The sequence below is a fragment of the Janthinobacterium sp. RA13 genome (genome assembly GCF_000745325.1).
In the GTDB taxonomy this organism is placed as follows: domain Bacteria; phylum Pseudomonadota; class Gammaproteobacteria; order Burkholderiales; family Burkholderiaceae_D; genus Janthinobacterium; species Janthinobacterium rivuli.
The window spans coordinates 21,621-33,800 of the sequence record NZ_JQNP01000001.1 but is presented as its reverse complement, the minus strand read 5'-3'; the positions used below and the strand labels follow the sequence as shown (position 1 = coordinate 33,800).

Sequence of the window (12,180 nt, the reverse complement as noted above, 5' to 3'; positions counted from 1 at the left end):
GTCGCCAGCCGTTAAGAATCTCTTAAGAACTTCTGCGCAAGATCCGGAGCGAAATATTTTTTGGGTAGCCATGGGCGCAATTGTAAATGATTCTTATTGCGTCAATGATTCCCATTAGCTTGCACGAGCAACATCAACCGATAACTCATCCACCATCAGGAGTTTGCATGTCCAACAACCCCCGCCGCGCGCGCCTGCCGCGTCCCACCACCCTGGCCCTGGCCTTGGCCGCCCTGTCCTGCCTGCCGGCGCACGCCCAGACTGGCGCGCCGGCCAGCATGCCCGAAGTGGTGGTGTCCGCCTCCGGCTTCGAGCAGGACATCAAGCAGGCGCCGGCATCGATCACGGTGCTGACGCGCCAGGAACTGTCGAAGGAGCGCTTCGGCAACCTGACGCAGGCACTGGAAAGCGTGGAAGGCATCGACGTGGGCGCGGCGGGCGACAAGACGGGCGGCATGAACATCAGCATCCGCGGCATGCCCAGCGACTACACCCTGGTGCTGATCGACGGGCGCCGCCAGAACGCGGCCGGCAACGTCACACCGAACGGCTTCGGCGGCACGCAGACGAGCTTCATGCCGCCGCTGGCCGCCATCGAGCGCATCGAGATCATCCGCGGCCCCATGTCGACCCTGTACGGCTCGGACGCCATGGGCGGCGTGATCAACATCATCACGCGCAAGGTAGGCAAGCAGTGGATGGGTTCTATCTCGGCTGACTACACCGTGCAGGAAGAATCCGATTTCGGCGACGTGAAAAGCGGCCGCTTCTACCTGAGCGGCCCCATCGCCACCGACCTGCTGGGCCTGTCGCTGCGCGGCAGCAAGCAGCGCCGCGATGCGGCCAACATCCGCTACAACGACGCGGCCGGTGGGGAAAATGTGCCGGGCATGGGCGCCAACCCCGTGCGCGCGGACATTGAAAACTTTGGCGCGCGCCTGGCCTTCACGCCAAACCGCTACCACACCGTCATCCTCGACGCGGACGCGGGCCGCCAGACCTACGACAATTCGAAGAAGCAGCTGGGCACCCTGGGCTTGCAAGGCGGCTACGGTCCCGAGCAGAAATACAACCGCGACCAGTGGACCCTGTCGCACACGGGCCGCTTCGGCTTCGGCACGCTGGATAGCAGCTATATGGTGAACAAGACGGAAACTCTGGGCCGCACGATTCCGCCGGGCACGCCAGGCGCCGTCGCCGGCAGCGCACGCACGCTGGAAGTGGAAAGCCAGGTGTTCGACACCAAGCTGGTCATGCCTTTGGGCAAGCACATGGCGACCGTCGGCGCGCAATGGTGGAAGGCGGAAATGACGGATGGCGTGGCGCCGAAGACATTCGAATTCACGCAAAAAGCCTTGTTCGTGGAAGACGAATGGCAAGTGCTGGAGAATCTCGCCCTGACCTTCGGCGCCCGTTATGACGATCACAGCATCTTCGGCGGCCAGACCAGCCCCCGTGCCTATGCCGTGTGGAACGCAACGCCACGCTGGATCGTCAAGGGCGGCGTCAGCAAGGGCTACAAGACGCCGCGCGTGGAGCAACTGTCGCCAGGCATCAACGGTTTTGGCGGCCAAGGCACGATTCCCCTCGTCGGCAGCCCGAACCTGAAGCCGGAAACGAGCACGACAACGGAGATCGGCGCCTACTTCGACAACCTGGCCGGCTGGACGGCCAGCGGCTCCCTGTTCAACAATGAGTTCAAGGACAAGATCACGACGGGTACGGGCCTCGTCAATTGCGATTATCGCCCTTCGCCCAACCGTCCCGGCTGCGTCAGCTTCGGCAACTGGCCCAACGTCGATGCGTTTGGCCAGTCCGTCAACGTGGATGAGGCCGTCACGCGCGGCGTCGAGCTGAACACGCGCTTCCCGCTGAGCAAGACCTTGTCGGCCAGCGCCAACTACACGTACACGGAAAGCGAACAGAAGAGCGGCAGCAACGCGGGCAAGCCCCTGAGCGACACGCCGAAGCACGCCGTCAACGCACGCTTGAGCTGGGATATCTCGCGCGAATGGAACGGCTGGCTGCGCGCCGAATACCGCAGCGAGCGCGTCCGCGATCCGGGCACCTCGGCTTCCACGCGCGCCGCCAAGGCCGCGCTGGGCGACTACAAGGGCTACACCATGCTGCACCTGGGCACCAGCTACCAGCTGAACAAACGCGTGACATTGAACGCGGCCGTGTACAACTTGCTCAACAAGGACTTCATCGACTACCAGCCGTACCGTGGTTCATCGGCGCCGACCTTGACCTACGCCAACCGCTATGTCAACAGCCTGGATGGACGCCGCCTGTGGTTGTCGGCCACCGTCGATTTCTAATCAAGCGGGCGGCCTACGAGCCGCCCGTTTTTTTCGTCAAGCAGCTTTAGGCTTGTCGATGCAATAACCGATCGCATGCACGGTGCGTATCAGGTCCCGTCCCAGCTTCTTGCGCAGGTGGTGGATGTGCACTTGCACGGCATTGCTTTCCACCTCGCCGCCCCAGCTGTACAGGTTTTTCTCCAGCTGTTCCCGGCTCAGCACCCGGCCGCCGTGTTCCAGCAGCAGTTGCAGGATGCGAAATTCCTTCACCGTCAGCAGCACGGGCAAGCCCCCTTGCTTCACTTGCCGGTCGGCGATATCGAGCACCAGGTCGCCGTGCACGAGATTTTCGCGCAGGCGGCCGGCGGCGCGGCGGCAGGCGCTGCGGATGCGCGCGGCCAGTTCGTCGAGGTCAAACGGTTTCACGATGAAGTCGTCGGCGCCCGCGTCGAGGCCGGCGATGCGCTCGCCCACCGTGTCGCGCGCCGTGACGACCAGCACGGCGCCGCTGTAGCCGTTATCGCGCAGCACGCCCAGCGCCTGCATGCCGTCCTGCCCCGGCAAGCCCAGGTCGAGCAAAATGCAGCCGTAGTCGTGCAGACGCACAGCCGTGTGCGCGTGTTCGGCGCTCGTGACCCAGTCGACGGCATGGCCGCCCTGTTCCAGGCCGATTTGCGTGGCGCGGCCCAGCTGCGGGTCGTCTTCGGTCAGCAAGATGCGCATGGGGAAAGCGGCGCGGCCCGCTCAGTCCTTTTTCTTGATCAGGCCCGCCAGCGCGGCAAACGGATTGTGCGTGGCCGGCGCCACCTCGGCCGACAGCAGGCCGGCGCCACGGTCCGCTTCCAGGTAGCGCGAGTGCTCATTGTCGTGGCAATACAGGCACAGCAGTTCCCAGTTGCTTCCATCGGGCGGATTGTTGTCATGGTTGTGGTCGCGGTGGTGCACGGTCAGCTGCTGCACGTTGGCGCGTGTAAATTCGCGCATGCAGCGGCCGCACACCCACGGGTACATCTTCAGCGAGCGCTCGCGGTAGCCGCTCTCGCGCTGGTCGGCGGCGCGGCGCGCTTCGGCCACGATCTTGTCCAGCCGTGCCGCATCGGGCTTTTTACTCTGCATGACAACTTTCGATATGGGAGGTAGAAGCGCCCATTTTAATGAGGATGGGGGCGCAATTGTACTTTTTCTGCCACGCCGCCAGCCCGTGTCGCCGCCGGCGTGCTTTTTTTAGCGTGCGCGGCACCACAATTACTTGATTTAACGCAAAATAAGCCCAGCGACAGACCGCGAACAGACGATGGGCATGGCGGCGACGGGCTTATGCGCAAGGCAGCCGATTTCGGCTATCATGCGCGCCACGCCGCCCCTCCCTTTTTCCATGAATCTAGCCTGCAAGCGCCCGTGATAGCGATAACGAGACCCCTGCAACGCCTTGCCCGCCGCCTGTACCGCATCAGTCTGGTGCCCCTGTTCGCGCTCATCCTGCTGCTGGCGCTGTGGGCGGCCGTCTTTTACCAGGTGGGCCAGGAGCGGGCCAGCGCCGTGCGCGACGCCGTCGCCGTCAGCCAGTCGCTGGCGCGTACCCTGGCCGACCATACCAGTTTCACCCTGCGCCAGACGGACCACGCCACACAGCTGTTCAAGCTCAAATACGAGGAAACGGGCGGCGGCCTGCGCCTGAATGAATTCACGCGCCGCCAGGGCCTGCTCGACAGCGTGCTGCCATCGAAGCTGGAACTGCCGATCGCCCTCATCGACGCGCACGGCAATGTGCTCGACAGCGCACACGCCTATCTGCCGGAAAACCTGGCCACGCAGCCTTTTTTCAGGGCACTGGCCGCCAATGCGTCCGACACGGCCCTGGTCGACACCCCCATGCTCGACGCGGACGGCAAGCGCTGGACCATCCGCCTGGCGCGCCGCCTGAACGATGCGCGGGGCCGCTTCGCCGGCGCCATCGTCATCCACGTCGACCCCACGTATTTCGTCGACGACTACGACCGCCTGAACCTCGATGAACAGGGCGCGCTGATGCTGGTGGCGCGCGACAGCGGCCTGACGGTGGGGCGCATCGGCGAACAATTGATACTCAGCGACCGCATCGACTTCCGCATGCCGGGACCGCCGCAGCACGCCGCCGAGGAACTGCTGATCGAGCCGCCCGTCGATGCGACGCAGCGCATCTACAGCTACCACGAGCTGCCGCGCTACCCGCTGCTGGCCGTGGTGGGCGTGAGCCGCACCGTCGCCCTGGCGCGCTTCGAACACCGCCGCCTCGTGTATGTGGGCGCGCTGCTCGCCGCCAGCGTGCTCATTGCCGGCTTCACGGCCCTGCTGATGCGCCAGAGCGCGCGCCTGCGCCGCAGCATCCGCCAGGCCACGGAAACGCAAGCCTTGCTGCGCGCGGCGCACCAGGGCAGCCTCGATGCCGTGCTGCTGCTGAAAGCCTGGCGCTCCGCGCCGGGCAAGCCGGTGGAAGACTTCACCTTTGCCGACATCAACGAGCGGGCCGCCGACATGCTGGGCAAGCCACGCTCCGAGCTGCTGGGCCAGCGCGTGCTGCCGCTGATGCCGCTGCTGCGCGGCGAGCGTTTCTTCAAGCGCTTCGTACTGGTGATGGAAACGGGCCAGCCGCTGGAAGATGAATTCGAGCTGCCGCTGGCCTCGGGCGGCACGCGCTGGCTGCGCCACCAGGTGGTGCCGATCACCGACGGCGTGGCCGTCACCTCGCGCGACATCAGCGCGCGCAAACACGACGAACTGGCGCTGCAGGACAACCGCAGCTTCCTGCAGTCGCTGATCGACCATTTGCCCGTGCTGGTCTACGTGAAAAGCGCGCGCCCGGAAAATTTCGGCCAGATGGAAGTGTGGAACAAGGCGGCCGAGGACATCACCGGCCACCTGGCCGCCGACGTCATCGGCAAGACGGATTGCCAGGCCTTCCCGCCCGACTTCGGCCTGCACGATGCCGAGGATGACCGCGCCATTCTGGCCGAGCGCGGCGTCATCGACCATACGGAAAAGCCGCTGCGCCTGCCCGATGGCAGCCTGCGCTACCTGCACGCCGTCTCCGTGCCCGTGTTCGACGAGCGCCAGCAGATCGAACATATCCTCGGCATCGCCGAAGACATCTCGCAGCGCCGCCAGCAGGAGCTGGAACTGCGGCAGAAACAGGCCGAACTGGCCGCCGTCAACGACGCCTCGCCGCTCGGCCTCGTGCGCCTGGACCGCCAGCGCCGCTGCACCTACGTCAACCGCACCTTCGAATCGATCACGGGCCTGCCGCGCGCGGCCGCCTTGGGCGCCGGCTGGACCAGCGCCCTGCACCCGGACGACTATCCGCTGATGCACGTGGCGCTGGAACAGCTCACGCGCAGCCATGCGCCGTTCCAGTCCACCCTGCGCTGCCTGCAGCGCGATGGCAGGCTGGTGTGGGTTTCCGTCAAAATCGCCCCCATCCTCATCGACGGCCAGATCGAGGGCTACGTGGGAACCCTGGACGACATCACCACCTTGCGCGAATCGGAAGTGGCGCTGCTGGAAAGCGAAGCGCGCCTGCGCACCATCGCCGACACCTTGCCGGCCATGATCGCCTACATCGACGCCGACCAGGTCTACCGCTTCCTGAACATCGCCTACGAACGCGAATTCGGCCTGACGGGCCGGCTGGTGCTGGGCAAGAGCGTGCGCGATACGGTGGGCGAAGCGCGCTACGGCACCGTGGCGCCGTATATCGAAAGAGTGCTGGCCGGCGAAACGTTGAGCTTCGAGGAAGAAGATGACAAGGAGGGCATCGAGCGCTGCATGGAAGTGATCTACATCCCGCAGATCGGCGAAGACAAGCTGCAGGTGGTGGGCTTTCACGTGATGCGCCAGGATATCACCGTGCAAAAGCGCGAAAAACAGCGCCTGCTGAAACTGGCCCAGGTCGACGCGCTGACGGGCTTGTCGAACCGCGCCGGCTTCCAGCAAAAACTCAGCGACGCCATGCACGCGAGCCGCCAGCAGCAGCACCTGATGGCCGTCATGTACATGGATATCGACCGCTTCAAGCCCGTCAACGACACGCACGGCCACGGCACCGGCGACGCCCTGCTGCGCGCCTTCGCCCAGCGCCTGACGCAGACCATGCGCGCCACCGACATCATCGCCCGCCTGGGCGGCGACGAATTCACCATCATCATGGAACAGATCACCCGGCCCGACGACGCGGCAGTGCTGGCGGAAAAAATCGTCGCCGCCATGCAGCAGCCTTTCGAACTCGATGGCATCACCGTGCGCATTTCCGCCAGCATCGGCCTGGCCTTCTACCGCGACGAAGACATTTCGCCCGCCGTACTGCTGCAGCGGGCCGACGTGCTGCTGTACAAGGCCAAGCAGGATGGGCGCAATACATACAGAGCCGGCGCCTTGACGGCTTGATATAGCCGCTGGCGCATGCCGTCATTCCTGCTATATTGGCGCCTGTCTCCCCTACCCTTGCCACACCATGCGCCTGCTGCACACTTCCGACTGGCATCTGGGCCAGACCCTGCACAATTTTGAAAGGGGCTACGAACACCAGCGCTTCCTCGACTGGCTGCTCGACACGCTCGTCGCCGAACAGGTCGACGTGCTGCTGGTGGCGGGCGACGTGTTCGACAACGCCAACCCGTCGGCCGCCTCACAAAAGCAGCTATATGTCTTCCTGCAGCAGGCGCGCGCGCGCCTGCCCGCGCTGCAGCTGGTCGTCGTCGCCGGCAACCACGATTCGGCGGGGCGGCTGGAAGCGCCCGGCCCCCTGCTGGCCGCGCATGGCACGCACGTGATCGGCCATCTGCTGCGCGACGAGGCAGGCAATATCGACCTGGAACGCCTGCTGCTGGCGCTCGCCGGCAGCGACGGGCAAGTGCAGGCCTGGTGCCTGGCCGTGCCCTTTTTGCGCCCCGGCGACGTGCCGAAACTGCCGGCCGGCGATACGCAGGACGCCTATCTGGGCGGCATCGCCCTGCTGTACCGGCAATTGACGGACCTGGCGCTGGCGCGCCGCCAGCCCGGCCAAGCCATCATCGCCATGGGCCACTGCCACATGGTGGGCGGCGAAATGTCGAACGATTCCGAACGCCGCATCGTCATCGGTGGCACGGAGATGCTGCCGTCGGGGATTTTTGATACCGCCATCGCGTATGCGGCGCTGGGCCATTTGCACAAGGCGCAGGCCGTGGGCAGCCAGGAGCACATCCGCTACTGCGGCAGCCCGATTCCCCTGTCCTTCGCGGAGGTGAACTACCGCCACCAGGTGCTGTGCCTCGACATCGATGGCGACGCTTTGCAGTCCGTGCGCGCCATCGAAGTGCCGCGCGCCGTGCCCCTGCTGCGCGTGCCTGCCACGCCGGCGCCCATCAACGAGGTACTGGCGCAGCTGGCCGCCCTCGACGTGCCCGCCGCGCCAGCCGAAGCGCAGCCTTTCCTGGAAGTGCGCGTGCGCCTCGATGCGCCGGAACCGGGCCTGCGCACACGCATCGAAACGGCGCTCGACGGCAAGCCCGTGCGCCTGGCGAAGATCGAAACGTCGAGCACCGCGCGCAGCAGCGCGCCCGAAAACCTGACACTCGACCAGTTGGCCCAGCTGCAGCCCGACGACATCTTCCGCCGCCTGTACCTGCAAAAATACGGCAAGGAAGCGCCGCCCGAACAACTGTCCGCCCTGGCCGAACTGCTGCTGCCCGGCGCGTGAGCGCAACTGAAGAACCATGAAAATCCTGAAAATCAGCGGCAAGAACCTGGCCTCGCTGGCCGGCGAATTTGAAGTCGACTTCCAGCAGGAACCGCTGGCGTCATCCGGCCTGTTCGCCATCAGCGGTCCCACGGGCGCGGGCAAGAGCACCCTGCTCGACGCCCTGTGCCTGGCCCTGTACGACGCCACGCCGCGTTTGCTGAAAGTGCTGGGACGGGGCAGCGCCCTGCCCGACGTGGGCAAGGAAACCGTCAACGCCCAGGATACGCGCACCCTGCTGCGCCGCGGCACGCCGGACGGTTACGCGCAAGTGGACTTCGTCGGCAACGACGGAGCAAGCTACCGCGCGCGCTGGAGCGTGCGCCGCTCGCGCACCAAGGCGGAGGGGGCGCTGCAGGCGACCGCCATGAGCTTGCACCAGCTGCCCGCGCTGCAGCCCATCGGCGGCACCAAGACGGAAGTCAAGGAAGAAATCGAAAAGCGCATCGGCCTGTCGTTCGACCAGTTTACGCGCGCGGTGCTGCTGGCGCAGAACGAGTTTTCCACCTTCCTCAAGACGGAAGACAATGAACGGGGCGAGTTGCTGGAAACCCTGACCGGCAGCAGCATCTATACCGACATTTCCATGCGCGCCTTCGAGCGGGCGAAAAAGGAAAAGCAGGTCCTCGAACGCCTGGGCGAAAAGCTGGCCGACCAGCGGCCGCTGTCGCCGGAAGAACGGGCCGAGACGGCAACCTTGGGCGAGGCGGCCGAAGCCACCCTGCACACCATCGACTTGCGCAAGGCCGTACTGGAACTGCAGCAGCGCTGGCACCAGGAGACGCACAAGCTGCAAAGCCAGATAACAGTGGCGCAGGAAGTGCTCGATGGCGCGGATGCCGAACGGGCCGCCGCCGAAGAGCGCCGCGCAGCGCTGGCGCAGTGGGAATTGCTGCAGCCGGCGCGGCCCCTGATCGACGGCGTGGCGCGCCTGGCCGGCGAGATCGCCAGCACCGGCGCCGCGCTGGAAGCGTCGCGCCTGCAGGCCGCACAAGCCGTGGCCAGCGAGACGCAGCTGGCGCAGGCCGTGCAGCTGGCGGCGGCGGACTTGCTGGCCAGGGAAGCGGCGCTGCGCGATGCGGCACCCCTGCTCGACCAGGCCAAGGCGCTCGACGCAGGCATTGCGGCACACTTGCCCGCGCATGAGCAGGCAAAGCAAGCGGCGCAAGGTGCCGACCAGGCCAACGAGGCGGCGCGCGCCGCGCTGTACACGCTGCAGCAGCGCCAGCAGACCGCGCAGGCGGAACAGGAAGCGGGCCGCCAGTGGCTGACATCGCACCAGCAGTGGCAGGCGCTGGCGCAATCGTGGCAGTTGTGGGATCAATTGTTTGCCCAGGCCGGGCAAGCGGCCGCGCAAGCCGATGCGGCCGACGCCAGCATGGCAGCATCGGCGCGCCAGGTGCGCCAGGCCCTTGACGCCACACAGGCGGCGCAAACGGCGCTGGACAGTGCCGCGGCCGTCCTGACGCTGCGCGATACCGAGCGGCGCGAGGCGCTGGCGGCCATGCAAGCCATCGATGGCCAGGGGCTGCAGGAACAGCGCGGCCAGCTGGAGGCACACGCGCGCATGTTGAGCAGCGCGGAAAAAACCTGGAGCGAACTGGCGCGCCAGCAGCAGGCGCTGGCGCACTGGCAAGCGAGGGCAGCCCAGCTGACGCAGGCCGCTCAAACGGAAAGCACGGCACTGGCGGTGGAAGCGGCGCAAACGGCGCTGCTGGAAGCGCGCCTGGCGCAGGCGGAAAAATCCTTGAAGGGCGCCGAAGCGGCATGCGCAGTCAGCGTCGAGCAGTTGCGGGCCAATTTGCAGGACGAGCAGCCCTGCCCTGTCTGCGGTGCGCTGGAACACCCATATATCCACGCTGGCCACGTCGACGAGGCCTTGCAGGCGATGCTGGCCAGCTTGCAGGATGAGGTGCTGGCTTGCCGCACGCAGGCGCGCGGCAATCTGGAACGGCTGGCCACGCACAAGGCGGCACTGGCCGCCCATCTGCACGAACAGGCGCAGACGGCGGAAGAACTATCTGCACTGCCGTCCATCATCGACAGCCTGAATGCACAGTGGCAGCCGCATGCCGACATCTTGCCGCTGCCGCAGGAAGACCAGCGCGCGGACTGGTTCGCGCAGCAACTGGCGGCCAATGCGGCAGGCTTGCAGGCGCTGGCGCAGCAGGAAGCGGCGCTGCGCCAGGCCAGTACACTGCGCGAGCAGGCGCAGGCGGCGCATGAACTGGCGTCCAGCGAGCACGCGCGCTGCACCAGCACCGTCGCCGAGGCGCAAGCGCGGCTGGCCCAGCTGCAGGCGCAGCAAGCGGGCAACGCCGACAAGGGCGAGACGGCGCGCGCCGCGCTCGATGCCTTGCTGGCGCAGCTCGATGCCGCGTTTGACGACGTGGAAGGCGCCGAAGGCTGGAAAGACAACTGGCGTGCCGGTCCGGCCGCCTTCCGCGCGGCGCGGGAATCGGAAAGCCGGCAATGGCTGAAACAGCAAACGGACCAGGACCAGCGCGGCCACGCGCTGGCGACCCTGGCCGCGCAACTGGAAGCGGCGCTGCTGGCCGCCGGCAAGGCGCAGCACACGGCGCAGGAAGCCCACGCCGCCTTTGCGGCCGCCGATAAACAGCGCACGGCCCTGCAAACGCGGCGCAGCGCGCTATGGCAGGGCCAGAGCGTGGCCGAGGTCGAGCGCAGCCTGACAGACGCCATCGCGCAGGCCAAAGAACATCTGGCGCAGCAGCAAACGGCGGCGCAGTCGGCCAGCCAGCAGCGCACGCGCCTCGATGAAGCGTGCGCGCAGCTGTCGCAGCGCCTGGCCGCCTTGCGGGAACAGGAACACGGCGCCACCGCCGCCCTGCACGACTGGCTGCAGCAGTTCCAGCAGCGTCACGCCGGCCACGCGCCCGCCACGCTCGACGCGCTGCGCGCGCGCCTGGCCATCGCGCCGGACGCCATGCGCGCCGAACGCGACGCCCTGCAAGTGATCGCCGACCGCCACACGGCTGCCGTTTCCGTGCTGGCCGAACGCCGGCAGCAGCTGGCGATGCACGTGCAACAGCCGCCGGAGGCGCTGGAAATGGACGTGGCCGTGCTGCAGGCCGCGCTCGACGCGCTGCTGCAGGAACGCCAGGCGGCGAACCAGGAAGCGACGCGCTTGCGCCTGGCCATCGCGCAGGACGACGCACGGCGCCACAGCGCGCAAGCGATGCTGGCGCAAATCGAGGCGCAAGCCGTCATCGAGCGGCGCTGGGCCAGCCTGAATGAATTGATCGGCTCGGCCGACGGCAAGAAATTCCGCAACTACGCGCAGCAATTCACGCTGGAAGTGCTGCTCGGCTATGCCAACGCGCACCTGAACCACCTGGCGCGCCGCTATCAGCTGGAACGCATCGACAACCCGAACAATCCGTCGCTGGGCCTGATGGTGCGCGACCAGGACATGGGCGGCGAGCTGCGCTCCGTGCACTCGCTGTCGGGCGGCGAATCGTTCCTCGTTTCGCTGGCCCTGGCGCTGGGCCTGGCCTCGCTGTCCTCGAACCGCGTGCGCGTGGAGTCGCTGTTCATCGACGAAGGCTTCGGCAGCCTGGACACGGAAACCCTGCGCGTGGCCATGGATGCGCTCGACGGCCTGCAAGCGATGGGCCGCAAGGTGGGCGTCATCTCGCACGTGCAGGAAATGACGGAGCGCATCGCCACCCGCATCCTCGTGCAGCCGGGGTCTGGCGGTAAGAGCGTGGTGACGGTGCGCTGAGAACACCTGTCAAAACCTACTGCGCGTCGCGGTTCGCGGTTTCCGATGCTCACTGTGCATTCGCACAGTTCCGCGTCTCAACCACAACCCACTTCCGCTCGCTACGGTTTTGTCAGGCGTTGTAAACCACTAACGGCTGGCCGGCTCCCGGCACAGCCTGAGCATATCCCAGCCCAGTTCGCGGCGGATCTGCTCGGGGTCGGGCGGCGGCCGGCGCTGTTCCAGCTCCGCTTTCAGCCACTTCCTGACCAGCTCCTTGGCGGGCTGTGCAGGCTTTTCCTTGTCATGCTTGTCCATGGTGCTACCTCTTCAATGGCGGTCAGACGACCTCCTATATACGCTCAACGTCATGACGCGGATTCAGTTGACGTACGCGTGGC

7 protein-coding genes are annotated in these 12,180 nt (G+C 66.4%); 4 read left to right on the top strand and 3 right to left on the bottom strand.

Translation table 11 applies throughout. The features are described 5' to 3' along the window. The first annotated feature begins 167 nt into the window (after window positions 1–167). Entirely contained in the window at window positions 168–2,321 is a 2,154-nt protein-coding gene (locus FG13_RS00150) for a TonB-dependent receptor domain-containing protein (protein ID WP_035817333.1), read from the top strand. Window positions 2,322–2,357: 36 nt separating this feature from the next. On the opposite strand, the gene FG13_RS00145 is transcribed toward FG13_RS00150, so the two are convergent. Beyond that, on the bottom strand, window positions 2,358–3,026 hold the full coding sequence (locus tag FG13_RS00145; protein WP_035817332.1) for a response regulator: 669 nt from the start codon (window positions 3,024–3,026) through the stop codon (window positions 2,358–2,360). A gap of 21 nt (window positions 3,027–3,047) precedes the next feature. Further along, window positions 3,048–3,419: a YajD family HNH nuclease gene (locus FG13_RS00140; RefSeq protein WP_034755042.1), complete on the bottom strand. Its 372-nt coding sequence runs from the start codon at window positions 3,417–3,419 to the stop codon at window positions 3,048–3,050. A gap of 282 nt (window positions 3,420–3,701) precedes the next feature. On the opposite strand from FG13_RS00140, the gene FG13_RS00135 reads away from it, so the two are divergent. The 3 genes from FG13_RS00135 to FG13_RS00125 all read left to right on the top strand — a co-directional run bounded on the left by FG13_RS00135 (window position 3,702) and on the right by FG13_RS00125 (window position 11,800). Beyond that, complete coding sequence (locus FG13_RS00135; RefSeq protein WP_235211634.1) at window positions 3,702–6,722, top strand: PAS domain-containing protein; 3,021 nt, start codon at window positions 3,702–3,704, stop codon at window positions 6,720–6,722. 67 nt (window positions 6,723–6,789) lie between these two features. Further along, window positions 6,790–8,016 carry an exonuclease SbcCD subunit D C-terminal domain-containing protein gene (locus FG13_RS00130; protein ID WP_035817328.1) on the top strand — a complete coding sequence of 409 codons (1,227 nt, stop codon included), beginning with the start codon at window positions 6,790–6,792 and terminating at the stop codon, window positions 8,014–8,016. A gap of 16 nt (window positions 8,017–8,032) precedes the next feature. Next, complete coding sequence (locus tag FG13_RS00125) at window positions 8,033–11,800, top strand: AAA family ATPase (protein WP_035817325.1); 3,768 nt, start codon at window positions 8,033–8,035, stop codon at window positions 11,798–11,800. Window positions 11,801–11,929: 129 nt separating this feature from the next. On the opposite strand, the gene FG13_RS30575 is transcribed toward FG13_RS00125, so the two are convergent. Next, the gene (locus tag FG13_RS30575; RefSeq protein ID WP_166449232.1) at window positions 11,930–12,097 is read right to left on the bottom strand and encodes a hypothetical protein; all 168 of its coding nucleotides are present in this window, start codon (window positions 12,095–12,097) and stop codon (window positions 11,930–11,932) included. Window positions 12,098–12,180: the final 83 nt, after the last annotated feature.

Coding starts and splice junctions, on each gene's coding strand:
- FG13_RS00140 (WP_034755042.1), bottom strand. CDS start 3,419: ATGCAGAGTAAAAAGCCCGATGCGGCACGGCTGGACAAGATCGTGGCC.
- FG13_RS00145 (WP_035817332.1), bottom strand. CDS start 3,026: ATGCGCATCTTGCTGACCGAAGACGACCCGCAGCTGGGCCGCGCCACG.
- FG13_RS00125 (WP_035817325.1), top strand. CDS start 8,033: ATGAAAATCCTGAAAATCAGCGGCAAGAACCTGGCCTCGCTGGCCGGC.
- FG13_RS00130 (WP_035817328.1), top strand. CDS start 6,790: ATGCGCCTGCTGCACACTTCCGACTGGCATCTGGGCCAGACCCTGCAC.
- FG13_RS00150 (WP_035817333.1), top strand. CDS start 168: ATGTCCAACAACCCCCGCCGCGCGCGCCTGCCGCGTCCCACCACCCTG.
- FG13_RS30575 (WP_166449232.1), bottom strand. CDS start 12,097: ATGGACAAGCATGACAAGGAAAAGCCTGCACAGCCCGCCAAGGAGCTG.